Source organism: Pseudomonas sp. S3_A03, assembly GCF_054668275.1.
The window spans coordinates 1,904,393-1,923,936 of the sequence record NZ_CP162753.1; the positions used below are offsets into that span (position 1 = coordinate 1,904,393).

At 62.5% G+C, this 19,544-nt stretch carries 15 protein-coding genes and 5 pseudogenes; 13 read left to right on the forward strand and 7 right to left on the reverse strand.

Annotated features, from left to right (window positions below):
* Positions 1–36 precede the first annotated feature (36 nt).
* The 3 genes and pseudogenes from AB4O25_RS08495 to AB4O25_RS08505 form a co-directional block, all read right to left on the reverse strand.
* Positions 37–849, reverse strand: coding sequence for a sulfite exporter TauE/SafE family protein (locus AB4O25_RS08495; RefSeq protein ID WP_460150756.1), 813 nt, complete (start codon positions 847–849; stop codon positions 37–39).
* A pseudogene (locus tag AB4O25_RS08500) lies at positions 850–2,097 on the reverse strand (NAD(P)/FAD-dependent oxidoreductase).
* Between the two features lie 51 nt (positions 2,098–2,148).
* Entirely contained in the window at positions 2,149–2,484 is a 336-nt protein-coding gene (locus tag AB4O25_RS08505; RefSeq protein WP_017527038.1) for an ArsR/SmtB family transcription factor, read from the reverse strand.
* A 94-nt stretch (positions 2,485–2,578) separates the two neighbouring features.
* On the opposite strand from AB4O25_RS08505, the pseudogene AB4O25_RS08510 reads away from it, so the two are divergent.
* Positions 2,579–3,443, forward strand: a pseudogene (locus AB4O25_RS08510) (MBL fold metallo-hydrolase).
* Positions 3,444–3,497: 54 nt separating this feature from the next.
* On the opposite strand, the gene bkdR reads toward AB4O25_RS08510, so the two are convergent.
* Positions 3,498–3,986 (reverse strand): Bkd operon transcriptional regulator BkdR, encoded by a 489-nt coding sequence (gene bkdR, locus AB4O25_RS08515; RefSeq protein WP_003174877.1) that lies wholly within the window; start codon positions 3,984–3,986, stop codon positions 3,498–3,500.
* Between the two features lie 194 nt (positions 3,987–4,180).
* Here bkdR and AB4O25_RS08520 point away from each other — a divergent pair.
* The 5 genes and pseudogenes from AB4O25_RS08520 (at position 4,181) to AB4O25_RS08540 (ending at position 10,218) form a co-directional block, all read left to right on the forward strand.
* Positions 4,181–5,415: pseudogene (locus AB4O25_RS08520) on the forward strand (thiamine pyrophosphate-dependent enzyme).
* Between the two features lies 1 nt (position 5,416).
* Positions 5,417–6,474: pseudogene (locus AB4O25_RS08525) on the forward strand (alpha-ketoacid dehydrogenase subunit beta).
* Positions 6,475–7,731 (forward strand): dihydrolipoamide acetyltransferase family protein, encoded by a 1,257-nt coding sequence (locus AB4O25_RS08530; protein ID WP_460150757.1) that lies wholly within the window; start codon positions 6,475–6,477, stop codon positions 7,729–7,731.
* A gap of 4 nt (positions 7,732–7,735) precedes the next feature.
* Positions 7,736–9,115, forward strand: coding sequence for a dihydrolipoyl dehydrogenase (gene lpdA, locus AB4O25_RS08535; RefSeq protein WP_068937417.1), 1,380 nt, complete (start codon positions 7,736–7,738; stop codon positions 9,113–9,115).
* A gap of 83 nt (positions 9,116–9,198) precedes the next feature.
* Entirely contained in the window at positions 9,199–10,218 is a 1,020-nt protein-coding gene (locus tag AB4O25_RS08540) for a branched-chain amino acid aminotransferase (RefSeq protein WP_017527033.1), read from the forward strand.
* 66 nt (positions 10,219–10,284) lie between these two features.
* Here the strand turns inward: AB4O25_RS08540 and AB4O25_RS08545 are convergent, their stop codons facing one another.
* A complete protein-coding gene (locus AB4O25_RS08545; protein ID WP_083221593.1) occupies positions 10,285–11,169 on the reverse strand; it encodes a GNAT family acetyltransferase in 885 nt (294 codons plus the stop codon).
* Positions 11,170–11,392: 223 nt separating this feature from the next.
* On the opposite strand from AB4O25_RS08545, the gene ctlX reads away from it, so the two are divergent.
* From ctlX to AB4O25_RS08580, 7 genes and pseudogenes are all read left to right on the forward strand, one after another.
* On the forward strand, positions 11,393–12,319 hold the full coding sequence (gene ctlX / locus AB4O25_RS08550; protein ID WP_460150758.1) for a citrulline utilization hydrolase CtlX: 927 nt from the start codon (positions 11,393–11,395) through the stop codon (positions 12,317–12,319).
* Between the two features lie 11 nt (positions 12,320–12,330).
* On the forward strand, positions 12,331–13,377 hold the full coding sequence (locus AB4O25_RS08555) for an ornithine cyclodeaminase (protein ID WP_460150759.1): 1,047 nt from the start codon (positions 12,331–12,333) through the stop codon (positions 13,375–13,377).
* Positions 13,378–13,634: 257 nt separating this feature from the next.
* Positions 13,635–14,414, forward strand: a complete 780-nt coding sequence (locus tag AB4O25_RS08560; protein ID WP_017527030.1) for an ABC transporter substrate-binding protein — start codon at positions 13,635–13,637, stop codon at positions 14,412–14,414.
* A 168-nt stretch (positions 14,415–14,582) separates the two neighbouring features.
* The gene (locus AB4O25_RS08565; RefSeq protein WP_017527029.1) at positions 14,583–15,284 is read left to right on the forward strand and encodes an ABC transporter permease; all 702 of its coding nucleotides are present in this window, start codon (positions 14,583–14,585) and stop codon (positions 15,282–15,284) included.
* Positions 15,281–15,993: pseudogene (locus AB4O25_RS08570) on the forward strand (ABC transporter permease). The gene AB4O25_RS08565 and the pseudogene AB4O25_RS08570 overlap by 4 nt, the downstream one beginning before the upstream one ends.
* A 3-nt stretch (positions 15,994–15,996) precedes the next feature.
* Positions 15,997–16,827 (forward strand): ABC transporter ATP-binding protein, encoded by an 831-nt coding sequence (locus AB4O25_RS08575; protein WP_065877567.1) that lies wholly within the window; start codon positions 15,997–15,999, stop codon positions 16,825–16,827.
* 5 nt (positions 16,828–16,832) lie between these two features.
* Complete coding sequence (locus tag AB4O25_RS08580) at positions 16,833–17,330, forward strand: Lrp/AsnC family transcriptional regulator (RefSeq protein ID WP_017527026.1); 498 nt, start codon at positions 16,833–16,835, stop codon at positions 17,328–17,330.
* Between the two features lie 131 nt (positions 17,331–17,461).
* Here AB4O25_RS08580 and AB4O25_RS08585 read toward each other — a convergent pair whose 3' ends face one another.
* Both AB4O25_RS08585 and AB4O25_RS08590 read right to left on the reverse strand, forming a co-directional pair.
* A complete protein-coding gene (locus AB4O25_RS08585; RefSeq protein WP_068937415.1) occupies positions 17,462–18,295 on the reverse strand; it encodes a TIGR03915 family putative DNA repair protein in 834 nt (277 codons plus the stop codon).
* Complete coding sequence (locus tag AB4O25_RS08590) at positions 18,292–19,512, reverse strand: putative DNA modification/repair radical SAM protein (protein ID WP_065877569.1); 1,221 nt, start codon at positions 19,510–19,512, stop codon at positions 18,292–18,294. Before AB4O25_RS08590 ends, AB4O25_RS08585 begins: the two co-directional genes overlap by 4 nt.
* Positions 19,513–19,544 lie beyond the last annotated feature (32 nt).

The following is a 19,544-nucleotide window of genomic DNA, read 5'->3' on the forward strand; positions in this document are numbered from 1 at the left end:
TCTGGCGTAAGACGGGCCCGCTCGCAGGCCCGGCACTTAATGCGTAAGACCGGCCTTGGCCAACATGCCCACGGCAACCAGTACACAGAGGCCGGCAAACCCCACCTGCAAGGCACGCGCGGGGATCACCGAACACAGGCGTCGGCCGACCAGCATGCCGAAGATGCTGGCGCCGATGAACATCCACCCGACCGGTTCGATGCGCACGCCGGCATGCAACGCCCCCGCCACGCCGATCAGCGAAATCAGGCTGATGACCATCAGCGACGTGGCAACGATGCCGCGCATCTGTACATCGGTGAGCTGCTTGAACGCTGGCACGATCAGAAAACCGCCGCCCACGCCAAGCAAACCGGACACCGCGCCGGTCACGGCGCCGAGCGCAGCCAGGGTGGCGCTGCATTTGGCGGTCCAGGCCAGGCGCCCGGTCTGCTGGTTGAGCATGCAGTTCTTCTGGCCCCAGGACGCGGCGCCATGGTCGCTCGGCCCGGCGTCGACTTTTTCCCGCTGCAACATGCGCCAGGCCACCAGCACCATCAGCGCACTGAACAGGCCCATCAGCAACGGCTCCGGCAGTTGATGGGCGACAAACACTCCCAACGGCGAAAACAGTGCGCCGAGCAAGGCGATCAGCAGCGCGGCGCGGTAACGCACCAGGCCGTGGCGCAAGCCATCAATCGCACCGACGGCCGCCGCCGCGCCCACCGCCAGCAACGACACCGGCGCGGCCTGGGTCATGCTCAAGCCCAGGCCCAGCACCAACGCCGGCACGCCGAGGATGCCGCCACCCGCGCCGGTAAGGCCCATGACCAGGCCCATCAACAACCCCAACACACTGGCCAGCAGCATTCAGTCCACCTTGCTCAAGCGGGTCAGCCACTCGCGCCCCTTGAGCATGCCGTTCCAGTAGAACCACGGCAGCAGCGTGGCCTTGAGGAACCACATCGAACGCCGCGCCTTGGTAGCGTCGAGGGGGAACGTCGGCAGCAGTTTGCCGCCGTAGCCGAACTCGGCCAGTACCACCTTGCCCTTCTCTACCGTCAGCGGGCAGGAACCGTAGCCGTCGTACTTGAGCGGCAGCGGCGCCTGCTTGCGCAGGGCCAGCAGGTTTTCGGCAACCACTACGATCTGTTTGCGCACGGCGGCGGCGGTCTTGGCATTGGTGGTGCCGCACACATCGCCCAGGCCGAAAATGTGCGGGTAGCGCAGGTGTTGCAAGCTGTGGGGGTTCACTTCGCACCAGCCGGCAGCATCGGCCAGTGGGCTGTGGCGGATAAAGTCCGGGGAGACCTGCGGGGGAACAACGTGCAACAGGTCGAAGGATTTTTCCTCGACGGTGACATTGCCCTCGGCGTCCTTCACTTCAAACAAGGCCTTGCGTGCCGGGCCGTCGACCTTTACCAGGTTGGCATTGAAGGCCAGGCGCGCGTTGTATTTTTTGCTACGTAGTTCATCAGCGGCGGCACAAAGGTCGCCACGCCGGAACAACGCTGCGCCAGCCAGGTTGAATTCCACGTCGATGTGCTTGAGGTTGCCCTGCTTGAGCCAATGGTCGCAAGACAGGTACATGGCCTTTTGCGGCGCACCGGCGCATTTGATCGGCATCGCCGGCTGGGTAAAGATCGCCTTGCCGCCCTTGAGCTGCCGCACCAATTGCCAGGTGTAGGCCGCGTGTTCGTAGCGGTAGTTGGAGGTGACGCCGTGCTGGCCCAGGGTGTTTTCCAGGCCTTCGATTTTTTCCCAGGCCAGGCGCAGGCCGGGGCAGACGATCAGGTTGTTCCAGGTGACGCGCTGGCCGCTGTCGAGTACCAGGGTGTGTTCGTCCGGCAGCAGCTCAGTGACGGCCGCCTGCACCCAGGTGACACCGTTGGGCAGCACGTCCGCCAGGGGGCGACGGGTCTTTTTAATGTCGTAGGCGCCACCGCCGACCAGGGTCCAGGCCGGTTGGTAACAGTGGTGATCGCTGGGTTCGACAAGGGTGATATTCAGGTGCGGGTCTCGCTTGAGCAGGCTGGCCAGCAGGCCGATGCCTGCCGAACCGCCGCCGATGACGACGATATCGCCACTGATGGTTGGGCCCCAGTGTTGGTCGGTCATGGTCTATTGCCTTTTATCGTCAATGCACACAAGGGTCGCTGCCGTATGGCGTCACGCCCAGCTTTTTATCACCGCGCCGCAGTACAGGCCGGACAGGGTCTTCATCACTTGAATCACTTCGTGGCTGGCCAACCCGTAGAAGATGTATTTGCCTTCCCGACGGGTGGCGACCAACCCTTCATCACGCAAGATGCCCAGCTGCTGTGACAGCGTGGGCTGGCGCACGCCGGTCATGGTTTCCAACTCACCGACGTTGCGCTCGCCCTGGGTGAGTTGGCACAGGATCAACAAGCGATCCTCATTGGCCAGGGCCTTGAGCAAGGCACAGGCCTTGGACGCCGATGCGCGCAACTGGGCGACTTCGCCTTCACTCAGAGTAGATTCCATTTGCCTCGGGTCCTTTGCGTCACTTAAGCTCGAAACATTATGTGTAAATGTAAAGTGATTGTAATCACTTTTTTCAGCAGCAGGGGTAGCCGTCATGTCAGCGTTGATTCATTCCTTTTTGGACGAGGCGTCGTCGACCTACACCTACGTCGTCTATGCAGCGGACGGCGGCCCCCTGCGCCATTGTCGACTCGGTGCTCAACTACGACCCGGCATCCGGGCGCACCGACACGCGCCAGGCCGACAAGGTCATCGCCTTTGTCCGCGAGCACGGTTTGCAGGTGCAGTGGCTGCTGGAGACCCACGCCCATGCTGACCATCTGTCGGCCGCGCCGTATCTGCGCCGCACGCTGGGCGGCAAGATCGCCATTGGCCAGTGCATCAGCCAGGTACAGGACGTGTTCAAGCACCTGTTCAACCTGGAGCCTGAATTTCGCGCCGATGGCTCGCAGTTCGATCATTTGTTCGCGCCGGATGAAATCTTTCATATCGGCGCGATAAAAGCCCAGGCGCTGCATGTACCGGGGCATACCCCGGCAGACATGGCCTACCTGATCGACGACCGCTTGATCCTGGTGGGTGACACGCTGTTCATGCCCGACGTGGGCACCGCCCGCTGCGACTTCCCCGGCGGCGATGCGCGGCAGTTGTATGCGTCGATGCGCAGGTTGCTGGCCTTCCCACCGCACACCCAACTGTACGTATGCCATGACTACCCGCCTGAAGGTCGCGAAGCCAAATGCCTGACCACCGTGGCCGAGCAGCGCGCGGGGAATATCCATGTGCATGACGGCGTGGATGAGGCGGCGTTCGTGGCGATGCGCACCCAGCGCGATGCCGGGTTGGGTATGCCGACATTACTGCTGCCGGCGATCCAGGTGAATGTGCGGGCGGGGAATATGCCGCCGGCGGAAGAGAACGGCGTGACCTACCTGAAGATCCCACTCAACCAACTATGAAATGCGATTAAACAATGTGGGGGGACCCCCTCCCACATTCTGTCTTGTGTTAATTCAAGAACCGAGGCTGATGCCATTCGCCGGCAGCGGCAACGCGGTTTTGTAGCGTACTTGCTTGAGTGCAAAGCTCGAGCGGATGTTGGCGACACCCGGCACCTTGGTCAAAAAATCCATCATGAAGCGCTCCAGCGACTGGATCGTCGGCACCAGCACCCGGATCAGGTAATCCGGGTCGCCGGCCATCAGGTAGCACTCCATCACCTCGGGTCGGTCCGAGATCGCCCCTTCGAACTGCTGCAGTGCCAGCTCGTTCTGCTTTTCCAGGCTCACGTGGATAAACACGTTGACGTGCAGCCCCAGCAGGTCGGCGTCGAGCAAGGTTACCTGCTCGCGAATCAAGCCGAGTTCTTCCATTGCCTTCACCCGGTTAAAGCACGGCGTGGGCGACAGGTTGACCGAGCGGGCCAGGTCGGCGTTGGTGATGCGGGCATTCTCCTGCAGGGCGTTAAGAATGCCGATGTCGGTACGGTCCAGTTTGCGCATGAGACAAAATCACCTGTTTATTATGTTTATGCAGTTTTTTTATCCGCAAATGAGCCCCAGCGCAACGAAACACAGATAAATATTCTTCTGCGCCCCGCCTATGATTGTTGTAGGACAAGATTTCTTCTACCCGAAGACTGACTGTCAGCTAGCGCGCCCACTACAAGAAATTCACAAGATCGAGCGTAGAAGCCATGAACCAGCCGTATGCACCATTGCGCCTGCACGTTCCCGAACCCTCGGGCCGACCAGGCTGCAAGACCGACTTTACCTACCTGCGCCTGACCGACGCGGGCCTGGTGCGCAAACCCGCCATCGACGTAGAACCCGCCGACACCGCCGACCTGGCCAAGGGCCTGATCCGTGTACTCGACGACCAGGGCCAGGCCCTGGGCCCGTGGGCCGAAGGCGTTCCCGCCGACATCCTGCGCAAGGGCATGCGCGCCATGCTCAAGACGCGCATCTTCGACAACCGCATGGTGGTCGCCCAGCGTCAGAAAAAAATGTCGTTCTACATGCAAAGCCTTGGCGAAGAAGCCATCGGCAGCGCCCAGGCCCTGGCCTTGAACATCGACGACATGTGCTTCCCCACCTACCGCCAGCAAAGCATCCTGATGGCCCGGAAGTGCCGCTGGTGGACCTGATCTGCCAGTTGCTGTCCAACGAGCGCGACCCGCTCAAGGGCCGCCAGTTGCCGATCATGTATTCGGTGAAGGACGCGGGGTTTTTCACCATTTCCGGCAACCTCGCCACTCAATTCGTACAGGGCGTGGGCTGGGGCATGGCCTCGGCGATCAAGGGCGACACCAAGATCGCCTCGGCCTGGATCGGCGACGGCGCCACCGCCGAATCCGACTTCCACACCGCCCTCACCTTTGCCCACGTGTACCGGGCGCCGGTGATTCTCAACGTGGTCAACAACCAATGGGCGATCTCCACCTTCCAGGCCATCGCCGGCGGTGAAGCCACCACCTTCGCCGGACGCGGCGTCGGTTGCGGCATCGCCTCGCTGCGCGTGGACGGCAACGACTTTATCGCCGTATACGCCGCCTCCACCTGGGCCGCCGAACGTGCGCGCCGCAACCTCGGCCCCACCCTGATCGAATGGGTCACCTACCGCGCCGGCCCGCATTCCACGTCCGATGACCCGTCCAAATATCGCCCCGCCGACGATTGGAGCCACTTCCCGCTGGGCGACCCGATTGCGCGCCTCAAGCAGCACTTGATCAAGATTGGCCAGTGGTCCGAAGAGGAACACGCGGCGGTCAGTGCCGAACTGGAAGCCGAAGTGATCGCCGCGCAAAAACAAGCCGAACAATACGGCACCCTCGCCGGCGGCCAGATTCCAAGCGCCGCGACCATGTTCGAGGACGTTTACAAAGAGATGCCGGAGCACTTGAAGCGCCAGCGTCAAGAGTTGGGGGTCTGACATGAACGATCACAACAACAGCATTGAAGTGGAAACCGCCATGACCACTACCACCATGACCATGATCCAGGCGCTGCGCTCGGCCATGGACGTGATGCTCGAACGCGACGACAACGTGGTGGTGTTCGGCCAGGACGTCGGTTATTTCGGCGGCGTATTCCGCTGCACCGAAGGCTTGCAGACCAAGTACGGCAGCTCGCGGGTATTCGACGCACCGATTTCCGAGAGCGGCATCATCGGCGTGGCCGTGGGCATGGGCGCCTACGGCCTGCGACCGGTCGCGGAAATCCAGTTTGCCGACTACGTCTACCCCGCCACCGACCAGATCATCTCCGAAGCCGCGCGCCTGCGTTATCGCTCGGCCGGCCAGTTCACCGCGCCGCTGACCATGCGCATGCCCTGCGGCGGCGGCATCTATGGCGGGCAGACCCACAGCCAGAGTATCGAAGCGGTGTTTACCCAGGTCTGCGGCCTGCGCACGGTGATGCCGTCCAACCCTTATGACGCCAAGGGTTTGCTGATCGCATCCATCGAAAACGATGACCCGGTGATCTTCCTGGAGCCCAAGCGCCTGTACAACGGCCCGTTCGACGGCCATCACGACCGCCCGGTAACGCCGTGGTCGAAACACCCCAAGCGCAAGTGCCGGACGGTTACTACACCGTGCCGCTGGACGTGGCCGCCATCGTGCGTCCGGGTTCGGCCGTGACGGTGCTGACCTACGGCACCACGGTGTATGTGTCGCAAGTCGCCGCCGAGGAAACCGGCATCGACGCCGAAGTCATCGACCTGCGCAGCCTGTGGCCGCTGGACCTGGAGACCATCGTCAAGTCAGTCAAAAAGACCGGCCGCTGCGTGGTGGTGCACGAAGCTACCCGCACTTGCGGCTTTGGCGCCGAGCTGGTGTCGCTGGTGCAGGAGCATTGCTTCCACCACCTGGAAGCCCCGATCGAACGCGTCACCGGCTGGGACACGCCCTACCCGCACGCGCAGGAATGGGCGTATTTCCCAGGGCCGTCCCGAGTGGGCGCGGCGTTGAAACGGGTCATGGAGGTCTGAATGGGCACGCACGTTATCAAGATGCCGGACATCGGCGAAGGCATCGCGGAAGTTGAATTGTCGCAGTGGCATGTGAAGGTCGGCGACCTGGTCGTCGAAGACCAGGTGCTGGCGGATGTAATGACCGACAAGGCGATGGTGGACATCCCCTCGCCGGTGCACGGCAAGGTGATTTCCCTCGGCGGCGAGCCGGGCGAGGTCATGGCCGTGGGCAGTATTTTGATCAGCATTGAAGTGGAAGGCGCTGGTAACGCCAAGGACGCGCCGACAGTGGCTGAGCCGCCGAAGGCAGCGCCTGTGCCTGAAGCCAGGCCGGCACCGGTCGAAAGCAAACCAGCGCCGGTCGCGGTGACCGCTCAGGCGCCAGTGGCCCGTGCAGCCGATGAACGCCCGCTGGCCTCGCCGGCGGTGCGCAAACATGCGCTGGACGCGGGCATTCAACTGCGCCTGGTGCAAGGCACCGGCCCGGCGGGCCGGGTTCTGCATGAAGACCTCGAGACGTACCTGCAACAAGGCTCGTCCAGGCCATCAACAGCGGCCAACCCCTACGCCGAACGCAACGACGAACAGCAGATCCCGGTGATCGGCATGCGCCGCAAGATCGCCCAGCGCATGCAGGACGCCACCCGGCGGGCCGCGCATTTCAGCTATGTGGAAGAGATCGACGTCACCGCGCTGGACGAGCTGCGTGTACACCTCAACGAAAAACACGGCGCTACGCGCGGCAAGCTGACCCTGCTGCCATTCATCGTGCGCGCCATGGTCGTGGCGTTGCGCGACTTCCCGCAGATCAACGCGCGTTACGACGACGAAGCCCAGATCATCACCCGCCTCGGCGCGGTGCATGTGGGCGTCGCCACCCAGAGCGATGTGGGCCTGATGGTACCGGTGGTGCGTCACGCCGAGGCGCGCAGCCTGTGGGGCAATGCCGAGGAAATCGCACGCCTGGCCACGGCCGCGCGCAACGGCAAGGCCAGTCGTGACGAGCTGTCGGGCTCGAGCATTACCTTGACGAGCCTCGGCGCCCTGGGCGGTATCGTCAGCACGCCGGTGCTGAACCTGCCGGAAGTGGCGATTGTCGGGGTTAACCGCATCGTTGAGCGGCCCATGGTGATCAAGGGCCAGATCGTGGTGCGCAAGATGATGAACCTCTCCAGCTCGTTCGATCACCGCGTGGTCGACGGCATGGACGCGGCGCAATTCATCCAGGCCATTCGCGGCCTGCTCGAACAACCCGCCAGCCTGTTCCTGGAGTAAGGGCATGACCCAGACATTGCAAACAACGCTGCTGATTATCGGCGGCGGCCCCGGCGGTTATGTGGCGGCGATCCGCGCAGGCCAGCTGGGCATCCCGACCGTTCTGGTGGAAGGCCAGGCGCTGGGCGGCACCTGCCTGAACATCGGCTGCATTCCGTCCAAGGCCTTGATCCACGTGGCCGAGCAGTTCCAGCAGAGCGTGCACCACAGCCAGGGCTCGCCGCTGGGTATCGAAGTGGATGTACCGACCCTGGACATCCGCAAGAGCGTGGAATGGAAGGACGGCATCGTCGACCGCCTGACCACCGGCGTCGCCGCGCTGCTCAAGAAGCACAAAGTGCAGGTGATCCACGGCTGGGCCAAGGTGGTCGACGGCAAGACCGTCGATGTCGGCGACCAGCGTATCCAGTGCGAACACCTGCTGCTGGCCACCGGCTCGACCAGCGTCAACCTGCCGATGCTGCCGATTGGCGGGCCGATCATCTCGTCCACCGAAGCCCTGGCGCCGACTCGCGTGCCCAAGCGCCTGATCGTGGTGGGCGGCGGGTATATCGGCCTGGAGCTGGGGATTGCCTACCGCAAACTCGGCGCCGAGGTCAGTGTGGTCGAGGCGCAGGATCGCATCCTGCCGGCCTACGACGCCGAACTGACGCAGCCGGTCGGCGAATCCCTCAAGCAACTGGGCGTCAAGCTGTACCTCAAGCACAGCGTCATCGGCTTTGCCGACCACTGCCTGCAAGTGCGTGACCCGAATGGCGACACCTTGTCGCTGGAAACGGATCAAGTGCTGGTGGCCGTTGGTCGCAAACCCAACACCCAGGGCTGGAACCTCGAAGCGCTGAACCTGGACATGCACGGCGCGGCGATCAAGATCGACAGCCGTTGCCAGACCAGCATGCGCAATGTGTATGCCATTGGCGACCTGAGCGGCGAGCCGATGCTGGCGCACCGGGCCATGGCCCAGGGTGAAATGGTGGCCGAACTGATCAGCGGTCAACACCGCGAATTCAACCCGGCGGCCATCCCGGCGGTGTGCTTTACCGACCCGGAACTGGTGGTGGTCGGCAAGACCCCGGACGAGGCCAAGGCGGCCGGCCTGGACTGCATCGTGTCGAGCTTTCCGTTCGCCGCCAATGGCCGGGCCATGACCCTGGAGTCGAAAACCGGCTTCGTGCGGGTAGTGGCGCGACGTGACAACCACCTGATCGTCGGCTGGCAAGCGGTGGGCGTGGGCGTGTCGGAACTGTCCACCGCGTTTGGCCTGAGCCTGGAAATGGGTTCGCGCCTGGAAGACGTGGCCGGCACCATCCATGCCCATCCAACCTTGGGTGAGGCGGTACAGGAAGCTGCGCTGCGGGCATTGGGGCACGCGTTGCACCTTTGAAGGGGGTGCTAAGGCACCGGCTAATGCAGTATTGTTGCGCCCATTCAGAAAAAAATCCGACTTGACCAGAGATAGAGGGTGTCATGGGTAACGAAAGCATCAATTGGGACAAGCTGGGTTTTGACTACATCAAGACCGACAAGCGGTTTCTCCAGACCTGGAAAAACGGCGAATGGCAAGCTGGCACCCTGACCGACGACAACGTGCTGCACATCAGTGAGGGCTCCACCGCCCTGCACTATGGCCAGCAGTGCTTCGAAGGCCTCAAGGCCTACCGCTGCAAGGACGGCTCGATCAACCTGTTCCGTCCGGACCAGAACGCCGCGCGCATGCAGCGCAGCTGCGCCCGCCTGCTGATGCCGCACGTGCCCACCGAGGACTTCATCGAAGCCTGCAAACAAGTGGTCAAGGCCAACGAGCGATTCATCCCGCCGTACGGCAGCGGCGGCGCGCTGTACCTGCGCCCGTTCGTGATCGGCACCGGTGACAACATTGGCGTGCGTACCGCGCCGGAGTTCATCTTCTCGGTGTTCTGCATCCCGGTTGGCGCCTACTTCAAGGGCGGCCTGGTGCCACACAACTTCCAGATCTCCACGTTCGACCGCGCCGCGCCGCAAGGCACCGGTGCCGCGAAAGTCGGCGGCAACTACGCCGCCAGCCTGATGCCGGGCTCGGAAGCGAAAAAATCCGGGTTCGCCGACGCGATCTACCTGGACCCGATGACCCACTCGAAGATCGAAGAAGTCGGCTCGGCCAACTTCTTCGGGATCACCCACGACAATAAGTTCATCACGCCGAAGTCGCCTTCGGTGCTGCCAGGCATCACCCGCCTGTCGCTGATCGAACTGGCCCAGACCCGCCTGGGCCTGGAAGTGGTCGAGGGCGAAGTGTTCATTGACAAGCTGTCCGACTTCAAAGAAGCGGGCGCCTGCGGCACCGCTGCGGTGATCTCGCCGATCGGCGGCATCCAGTACAACGGCCAGCTGCACGTGTTCCACAGCGAAACCGAAGTGGGCCCGCTCACCCAGAAGCTCTACAAAGAGCTGACCGGCGTGCAGACCGGCGATGTTGAAGCGCCAGCGGGTTGGATCGTAAAAGTCTAATCCAGCCACCCTGCAATACCCTGTGGGAGGGGGCTACACCCCTCCCACATGGGGCCCGCCATGGGTTCAGGGAATATTCGCCGCAATCTTCTTGCCCATACTGATCCTCGGCTCCACCGCATACCCCAGCGCCTCATAGAACCCTGCCACTGCGTCATTGCCGCCGGTGATCTGCAGGTTGATCTTCATGCAGCCCAGCGCCGCCAACGCCTGTTCCGCATGCCGCACCAACGACGAACCCAGGCCATGGCGCTGATAGTCAGCGTGCACCGCCACCGAATACAGCCAGCCTCGATGGCCGTCATAGCCGGCGAGAATTGTGCCGATCACCGTTTTTTTATCCGTCGCGACGAAGAACAACCCATCATTGACCGCCAGCTTCTTATCGATCGCCAGGCTCGGCAGGTTGTGCGCGGTGTCATAGCCAAATGCTTGCTGCCATAGCGCGACCACCTGTGTGCGGTGTTGACGGTCGCGATACGGCCCGATGGGGTGGCGCGACAGCAGCGTCTTTTCCATCACCAGCGTGCGCTCGTTGCCGTGGTAGACGTCGCGCACGGTGTGAAACCCCAGCTTGGTATAGAACGGCTCGGCGGTCAGCGAGGCCGGCACGCTCAGCACCGTTACCCCGGCTTCACGGGCGCGCACCTCAATCTCGAGCATCAGCAGGCGACCAATGCCCTGCCCTTGCAGCGCCGGGTTGACGAACACCGAGCGCACCACGTTCGCCTCAAGGGCCGCCGTGGCGACAATCAATTGAGCCTGGACCGCCACCAGCACGACGCGGCGCTTGAGTAGTTCCAGCACAGCGTCGGCGGTGAAGTTGCTCGCCACTCGAGCGATCACATCCGCCGGGTAATCCCGCGCATTGCTGCTGTGCAGGGCCGCTAATATGACCTGGCTGATGCCTTCGGCATCGGTGGGCTGAGCGAGACGAACGGCGGTAGACATGATTCCTCCTGCCTGACACGACTATGACAAACACCACAATACCAATGTGGGAGGGAGCAAGCCCACTCCCACAGTTTGACCCTATTTCAATCCTGCAGCCGATTCGGCTGCCGCACCCACCTTTTCAGCTTTCCCGGCTGAACCGCTGCGTTGTTTCAGCCGGGATTCACCCCGTACAGCGCCCAAAATAGCGGCACAAGATCCCCCATGGACCCGTGCCCCCATGCAAACCACCAACACCGTCCTGATGATTCGCCCGGCGCGCTTTGCCTTCAACCCGGACACCGCGATCAACAACCGTTTCCAGCGCCAGCCCCTGGACCCGCTCAACGCACAGCACAAAGCGCTGGAAGAGTTCGACGGGTATGTCGCGACCCTGCGCCGGCACGGCGTGGAAGTGCTGGTGGTGCAAGACACCCCGGCGCCCCACACGCCCGACTCGATCTTCCCCAACAACTGGTGGAGCAGCCACGCCGACGGCAGCCTGGTGCTGTACCCGATGGAAGGCCAGAACCGACGATTGGAGCGCAACAAAGGTGTGCTGCACGTGTTGGAGCAACGTTTTACGGTCAAGCACACCATTGACCTCAGCCATCTGGAACAGCAGAACATCTTCCTCGAGGGCACCGGCAGCATGGTGCTCGACCGCCAGCACCGCATCAGCTACGCCTGCCACTCCGGGCGCACTCATCAGGACGCCCTGCGCCAATTCGCCGAACGCCTCGACTACCAACTGTGTGTATTCCACGCGGTCGACCGTCACCGCACGCCGATCTACCACAGCAACGTGATGATGAGCGTGGGCCGCGACCTCTCGGTGGTGTGCCTGCAAGCCCTGCCCGACGAAGGTGAACGCCAGGCCCTGGAACGCTCCCTGCGCGACACCGGCAAGGACATCGTCGCGCTGGACTTCGACCAGTTGGAAGCCTTCGCCGGCAACATGCTCGAAGTGCATGACCGCGACGGCCAGCCGCTGCTGGTGATGTCCGCGAGTGCCTGGGGCGCGTTGCAACCGGCCCAGCGTCAACACGTGGAACGCCATACGCGACCGGTGGTGGTGAACATCGACAACATCGAACGCATCGGCGGCGGTAGTGCCCGCTGCATGCTGGCGGAAGTCCATCTGCCCGCCCGCGCCTCATTTCAATAAGGAGTCTTGCCATGACCCGCTATATCGACGTAAACGACCTCAGCTACCTGGTCTCGCAAAAAGGCTTGCAAACCTGCATCAGCGAGATGGCCGAATACATCCACGCCGACTACCTGCGCTGGCAGGATTTCGAAAAATGCGCACGTCTGGCCAACCACTCGCCGGAGGGCGTGATCGAGCTGATGCCGGTGTCCGACGCGTCGCTGTACGCGTTCAAATACGTTAACGGTCACCCGAAAAACACCCTGGCCGGCATGCTCACCGTCATGGCCTTTGGCGCCCTGGGCGATGTCGACACCGGTAAACCCGTACTGCTGGCGGAAATGACCCTGACCACCGCCATCCGCACCGCCGCCACCTCGGCGCTGGTGGCGCGCTACCTGGCCCGCGACAACAGCCGCAGCATGGCGTTGATCGGCAACGGCTCCCAAAGCGAATTCCAGGCCCTGGCCTTCCACGCCATGCTCGGCATCAATGAAATTCGCCTGTTCGATATCGACGCCAAGGCCACCGCCAAGCTGGCGGCCAACCTCAAGGCGTTCCCGGCGATCAAGGTGATCCTGGCCGCCAGCGTGGCCGAAGCGGTCAAAGGCGCGGACATCGTCACCACCGTGACCGCCGACAAGGCCTACGCCACCATCCTCACCAACGAGATGATCGAGCCGGGCATGCACCTCAACGCCGTGGGCGGCGACTGCCCGGGCAAGACCGAGCTGGACCGCCGCATCGTCGAGCGCGCCCGGGTGATCGTCGAGTACGAACCGCAAAGCCGCATCGAAGGTGAGATCCAACACATGCCGCCAGACTCACCGGTGACCGAACTGTGGCAAGTGATCAACGGCCAGCAACCCGGCCGCGAAAACCCACGCCAGATCACGCTGTTCGACTCGGTGGGCTTTGCCATCGAAGACTACTCGGCCCTGCGTTACGTGTTGGACGTGGCCCAGGCCCTGGATGTAGGCCGCGAGCTGGAGCTGGTGCCTGACCTCGCCGACCCCAAGGACCTGTTCGCACGCCTGGCCCAACAGCCCGGCGTACAGCACAAAAAGCGCGCCTGAGACCGCTCTGGCCTGCCGCTTTGCGCCCAGGCCAGGTCAGATTTCGACGAGTAAAAGCCGATTTAGCGCGTGCGGCAGCCGATTCCGCTGCATTGCGCTTTTTAACAGCGCAATTTGCCCTTTGCGCACGGGGTAAACGACACAAAAAACGCACCATCATGAAGCATTCTGAGCCCGACCAAAGCGTCACCCAATGCATGTAAGCCGCACCTTTTTCTACTGCCCTGACATCAATTACAAAATATAGGGACTACACCATGACCCCATTGCGATCACTCATCGCTGCGTTGCTGTTGCCACTGTGCGCCACCGCCGCCCACGCCCAGGAATGGAAAGAAATCCGCTTCGGCGTGTTCCCCGAATACCCTCCCTTCGAATCCGTCGCCGCCGACGGCAGCCTGCAAGGCTTCGATATCGAATTAGGCAATGCGATCTGCGCCAAGCTCGAAGTGAAATGCACCTGGGTGCACAACGAATTCGACGGCATGATCCCGGCACTGCGCGCGCGTAAGTTCGACGCCATCATGTCGTCGATGGCCGTGACCCCGGCCCGCGAAAAACAGATCGACTTCACCGACCGCCTGTTCCTCAGCCCGACTTCGGTGATCACCCGCAAAAATGCCGACTTCGGCGACACCCCGCAATCGCTCAAGGGCAAGCAGGTCGGCGTGCTGCAAGGCTCGCTGCAGGAAGCCTATGCCCGCGCGCAGTTGACCAGGCTCGGTGCCCAGGTCAAGGCGTACCAGTCCCAGGACCAGAACTACGCCGACCTGCAGAACGGGCGCCTCGACGCCACCCTGACCGACAAGCTCGAAGCGCAGCTCAACTTCCTGTCCAAGCCTGAAGGCGCCGACTTCAAGACCGGCCCGGCCTTCAAGGACCCGACCCTGCCCCTGGACATCGCCATGGGCCTGCGCAAGAACGATCAGGAACTGCGTGCGCTGATCAACAAGGGCATCGCTGCCGTGCAGGCCGATGGCACTTATGCGCAGATCCAGCAAAAGTACTTCGGCGACCAAGACATCTACCACGAGTAAGCCATCACAATTCCCTGTGTGAGATCGCTTATGTGGGAGGGGGCTTGCTCCCGATGAGGGCGCGCCAGTCGGCACATGTATTGACTGACCCACCGCTATCGGGAGCAAGCCCCCTCCCCAAAAGCCTCTCCCACAAGGGTATGTCTGCGCCCTTCAGAGATTCTTCCGATGAACGACTTTCTCAACCTGCACGGCTACGGCCCGATGCTGGCCCAGGGTGCCTGGATGACGCTCAAGCTGGCGTTCCTCGCACTGGCCCTGAGCCTCGCCCTGGGCCTGATTGCCGCCGGCGCGAAGCTGTCCAGCGCCAAATGGCTGCGCATACCGGCCACGCTGTACACCACGCTGATCCGCAGCGTGCCGGACCTGGTGCTGATCCTGCTGATTTTCTACAGCCTGCAACTGTGGCTGAACGACCTGACCGAAACCTTCGGCTGGGACTACTTCGAAATCGACCCCTTCACCGCTGGGGTGATCACCCTGGGCTTTATCTACGGGGCATATTTCACCGAGAACTTCCGTGGCGCGATCCTCAGCGTGCCGGCCGGCCAACTGGAAGCCGCCACCGCCTACGGCCTGAGCCGCTGGCAGCGTTTCCATCTGGTGCTATTCCCGCAATTGATGCGCTTTGCGCTGCCGGGTCTGGGCAATAACTGGCTGGTGCTGCTCAAGTCCACGGCGCTGGTTTCGATCATCGGCCTGTCGGACCTGGTAAAGGCCGCGCAAAACGCCGGCAAGACCACCAGCGAGCCGCTGTACTTCCTGATCCTCGCGGGCCTGGTGTACCTGGTGATCACCACCCTCTCCAACCGCATCTTCAAGCGCCTCGAACGGCGCTACAACCTCGGCATCAAGGGGATGGCGCGATGATCGAACTGTTCCAGCAATACGGCCTGGCCTACGTGTTCAGCGATGGCGCGGGGTTATCCGGCGTGGCCATGACGCTATGGCTGTTCATTGTCTCGGTGGTACTCGGCTTTTTCTGTCGATCCCGTTGGCACTGGCCCGGGTCTCGGCGCATTTCTGGCTGCGCTGGCCGGTCGAGATGTACACCTACCTGTTCCGTGGCACGCCGTTGTATATCCAACTGCTGATTTGCTACACCGGGCTGTACAGCCTGGAGGTGGTGCAGGACAACGCCCTGCTCAATCAATTTTTCCGCAATGCATTGAACTGCACCCTGCTGGCCTTTGTGCTCAACACCTGCGCCTACACCGTGGAAATCTTCGCCGGCGCTATCCGCAATATTCCCCACGGCGAGATCGAAGCCGCGCGCGCCTATGGCCTGCACGGCTGGCGGCTGAATCTGTTTGTGGTGGTTCCGGCGGCCTTGCGCCGTGCGTTGCCGGCCTACAGCAACGAAATGATCCTGATGCTGCACGCCACGTCGCTGGCGTTCACCGCCACGGTCGCCGACATTCTCAAAGTGGCCCGCGACGCCAATGCCGAAACCTTCCTGACCTTCCAGGCCTTCGGTATCGCGGCCCTGCTGTACATGCTGCTGTCCTTTGCACTGGTGGGCCTGTTTCGACTGGCCGAACGTCGCTGGATGCGTTTTCTTGTTCCTACCCGAGGCTAACCCATGAATCAGTCCGCGCAGGCCCTGGCCACCTATCCTGTCGATATTCCCGCGGCCAAAACCGCAACCGCTGCCGTCAAGCTCCAGGTCGAAGGCATCCATAAACGCTACGGCGAACACGAGGTGCTCAAGGGCGTGTCCCTCAACGCCCGCCACGGCGATGTGATCAGCCTGATCGGCGCCAGCGGCTCGGGCAAAAGCACCCTGCTGCGCTGCATCAACTTTCTGGAACAGCCGGACGCCGGGGTCATCACCCTGGACGGCATCAGCATTCAAATGCAACAAGGCCGCGCAGGTACCCGCGCACCGCATCAGGCGCAATTGCAGAACCTGCGCACGCGCCTGGCCATGGTGTTCCAGCACTTCAACCTGTGGAGCCACATGACCGTGCTGGAGAACATCACCATGGCCCCGCGCCGAGTGCTGGGGGTGAGCGCGGCCGAGGCGGAACAACGTGCGCGCCTGTACCTGGACAAAGTCGGCCTGCCCGGCCGCGTGGCGGATCAATACCCGGCATTTCTGTCCGGCGGCCAGCAACAGCGCGTGGCCATCGCACGCGCCCTGGCGATGGAACCGGAAATTATCCTGTTCGACGAACCCACCTCCGCACTGGACCCAGAACTTGTAGGAGAAGTCCTCAAAGTCATACAGACGTTGGCCGAGGAAGGCCGTACCATGCTGATGGTCACCCACGAGATGGGCTTTGCCCGCCAGGTGTCCAGCCAAGTGCTGTTCCTGCATCAGGGTAGGGTCGAGGAACAAGGCGGTGCCGAGATCCTCGACCACCCCAACAGCGAACGCTTGCAGCAATTTCTTTCCAACCGTTTGAAGTGAAACCCATGGATACCAAGGCCAACGGACCCCATACCTCCCCCGCGCTGGACCGCATCGATGAGGCAATCATCGAAGTACTGCGCCATCAGGGGCGTATCACCTACGAAAAGCTCTCGTCGCTGGTGCATCTCACCCCCAGGCCCTGCCTGGAACGGGTGCGCAAGCTGGAGCGACGCGGGGTGATCCGTGGGTACGGGGCGATCATCGATGTGCAGATGGTCTCACCGGGGCTGTCGCTGCTGGTGCTGGTGGCCTTGTCCAACCAAAGCGGGCGCTCGGCACAAAGGGCGTTCGAGGCCTGCGTGAAAGCGTGCCCCCAGGTGTTCGAATGCCAGTTGATCAGCGGGCCGTTTGACTACAGCCTGAGGATGCGCTGCCGGGACATGGAGCATTACCGGGTGCTGACGGAGACCTGGTTGAACAATGATGAGCTGCATATCGACAAGCTCGTGGCGCATCCCGAACTCGCGGTCGTCAAGAACACCGCCACTGAACTGACCTGATCGTCCGCCCCACAACACTGGAGATTTAATGTGGGCGGGGGGCATCAGTTAGATAGTCACCCGCCCGCTCGCCACAGGTTACTTTTTGCCCACCCTTAACTGACTGGCATCGGGTCAAGCCTCCCAGATTTTTAACCCTGCCCGCTTGAAATACGTTTGCCGGGTCTAGCGCCAACCAGCTTCGCCTGCCCATCCTTTTGCTTGCCGGTACGCGCCTCGCTGATCAACCCCGGTATCAGCTTGCCCTCCGGCAGGTTCTTCCAGAACCGACTTGGCAGGTGCCCCTCCATCACCTTGGGGTTCAGCCGCGCCGGATTGAAAATATGGCTGTAGTACGTCAACCACATGGCGCTGTGCGGGTCTTCAACAGTTTGCGCCAGCTGGCGCCAGGCTTCGGGACATTGGCGCTCGTGAATCAATTGCTCGCCGTCGTAATACACCGCGTCCAATGGCGTGGCGATCATCCAGCGATGACGCCCCATGCGCCCGACAAAATGCTGGCTGGCGGGTTTAAGGATGTCATGAGCCGGTTCGTGCCAGGCTACGTACTCCGGCAAATGCGGCCCCGCCTCGGCTGGCAGCGCAATGAACCGCACAAACGCGTGCAGGTGATGGGCTTCACGGCTGACCTGCTTGATGCGCCGCTGCAACTCGCTGCCCAATTTGTCACCTGCCAGCATCGCCGTGCGATCCCCATGGCTGACCCGCCATAGCACTTCGTACAACAGGCTCCAGCGTTGATCGCCGTGGTAGCAGGCGGCTGATTCAAGCAGCTCGATCAACGCTTTGGGGATCCGCGCCTGAAACGGCCCAAGCCCGGTGGGTATCGGCTCATCGGTGGCAAACAGGTCCGCCACCTCGGCCTCGCCCCAACAGACCTGGCTGGGGTCGACCTGATGGCTGAGCAACCAGCGCGCCTGTTCGCGCCAGGTGCTGAACAGGTTGTCGCATTCCAGGCTGATCATCCCCACAACCCCATCTGCTGCGGCTGCGGGCGGTCACGCAGTTGTTCGCGCAGCAGCACGCTGGTGCTTTCAGCCTGTTGCGGGTGGTAGTCGCTGGTGATGAAAAACGGCTTGGCCTTGGCCAGCACGCAACGCATGCGGGTCAGGTCTTCGAAGCGGATCTTGCGCTCGCGGCGCAGGTCCACCAGCCGCTGGGTGGTGCGCAGGCCAATGCCTGGGATACGCGCGATCAGGGTGGGTTCGGCGCGGTTCAGGTCCAGCGGGAACACCTCGCGATGCTCCAGGGCCCAGGCCAGCTTGGGATCGATGTCCAACGCCAAATGGCCAGGGCCCTGGAACAGTTCGCCCGCGTTGAAGCCATAGCTGCGCAGCAGAAAATCCGCCTGATACAAACGGTGCTCGCGCATCAGCGGCGGCGCCGCCAGGGGCACGCTCTTGGGGCTGTTGGGAATGGGGCTGAACGCCGAGTAATACACGCGGCGCAACTTGAAGTTGCCGTACAACGCCTCGGCACCGTGGAGGATGGTGCTGTCGTCGGTGTCGTCGGCGCCGACGATCATCTGCGTGCTCTGCCCAGCCGGTGCAAACCGTGGCGCGCGGGGTTCGTTGAAGACGGTCTGCTCGCCGGTATAGATGGTCTGCATGGCCTGCTTGATCGAGCCGATCTGCTTCTCCGGCGCCAACGTCCGCAGGCTGGCGTCAGTGGGCAGCTCGATGTTCACACTGAGGCGATCGGCATAGCGCCCGGCCTCGGCAATCAGCGCCGGGTCGGCTTCAGGGATGGTCTTGAGGTGGATATAACCGCGAAAGTCATGCTCTTGGCGCAACAGCTTGGCCACGCGCACCAACTGCTCCATGGTGTAGTCGGCCGAACGGATGATGCCGGAGCTGAGAAACAACCCGCTGACGCAATTGCGCCGGTAGAAATCCAGGGTCAGGGACACCACCTCCTCCGGGCTGAAACGTGCACGGGGCACATCGCTGGAGCGGCGGTTGACGCAGTATTGGCAGTCGTAGAGACAGAAGTTGGTGAGCAACACCTTGAGCAGCGATACGCAGCGCCCATCGGGTGTGTAGCTATGGCAGATGCCCATGCCATCGGTGGAACCCAGCCCCGCCTTGCCCTCGGAGCTGCGCTTGGGCGCGCCGCTGCTGGCGCACGAAGCGTCGTACTTGGCGGCGTCGGCGAGAATGCTGAGTTTTTCGATCAACTGCATGGAGGGCTGCCTGATACTGGTTTTTTGTACAG

Excerpts from the sequence above, each read along its gene's own strand:
- AB4O25_RS08590 (WP_065877569.1), bottom strand. The coding sequence starts at position 19,512 with ATGCAGTTGATCGAAAAACTCAGCATTCTCGCCGACGCCGCCAAGTAC.
- AB4O25_RS08495 (WP_460150756.1), bottom strand. The coding sequence starts at position 849 with ATGCTGCTGGCCAGTGTGTTGGGGTTGTTGATGGGCCTGGTCATGGGC.
- bkdR (WP_003174877.1), bottom strand. The coding sequence starts at position 3,986 with ATGCGCAAACTGGACCGTACCGACATCGGCATTCTTAACGCCCTGCAG.
- AB4O25_RS08530 (WP_460150757.1), top strand. The coding sequence starts at position 6,475 with ATGGGCACGCACGTTATCAAGATGCCGGACATCGGCGAAGGCATCGCG.
- lpdA (WP_068937417.1), top strand. The coding sequence starts at position 7,736 with ATGACCCAGACATTGCAAACAACGCTGCTGATTATCGGCGGCGGCCCC.
- AB4O25_RS08545 (WP_083221593.1), bottom strand. The coding sequence starts at position 11,169 with ATGTCTACCGCCGTTCGTCTCGCTCAGCCCACCGATGCCGAAGGCATC.
- AB4O25_RS08575 (WP_065877567.1), top strand. The coding sequence starts at position 15,997 with ATGAATCAGTCCGCGCAGGCCCTGGCCACCTATCCTGTCGATATTCCC.
- AB4O25_RS08540 (WP_017527033.1), top strand. The coding sequence starts at position 9,199 with ATGGGTAACGAAAGCATCAATTGGGACAAGCTGGGTTTTGACTACATC.
- AB4O25_RS08565 (WP_017527029.1), top strand. The coding sequence starts at position 14,583 with ATGAACGACTTTCTCAACCTGCACGGCTACGGCCCGATGCTGGCCCAG.
- ctlX (WP_460150758.1), top strand. The coding sequence starts at position 11,393 with ATGCAAACCACCAACACCGTCCTGATGATTCGCCCGGCGCGCTTTGCC.
- AB4O25_RS08505 (WP_017527038.1), bottom strand. The coding sequence starts at position 2,484 with ATGGAATCTACTCTGAGTGAAGGCGAAGTCGCCCAGTTGCGCGCATCG.
- AB4O25_RS08585 (WP_068937415.1), bottom strand. The coding sequence starts at position 18,295 with ATGATCAGCCTGGAATGCGACAACCTGTTCAGCACCTGGCGCGAACAG.
- AB4O25_RS08580 (WP_017527026.1), top strand. The coding sequence starts at position 16,833 with ATGGATACCAAGGCCAACGGACCCCATACCTCCCCCGCGCTGGACCGC.
- AB4O25_RS08560 (WP_017527030.1), top strand. The coding sequence starts at position 13,635 with ATGACCCCATTGCGATCACTCATCGCTGCGTTGCTGTTGCCACTGTGC.
- AB4O25_RS08555 (WP_460150759.1), top strand. The coding sequence starts at position 12,331 with ATGACCCGCTATATCGACGTAAACGACCTCAGCTACCTGGTCTCGCAA.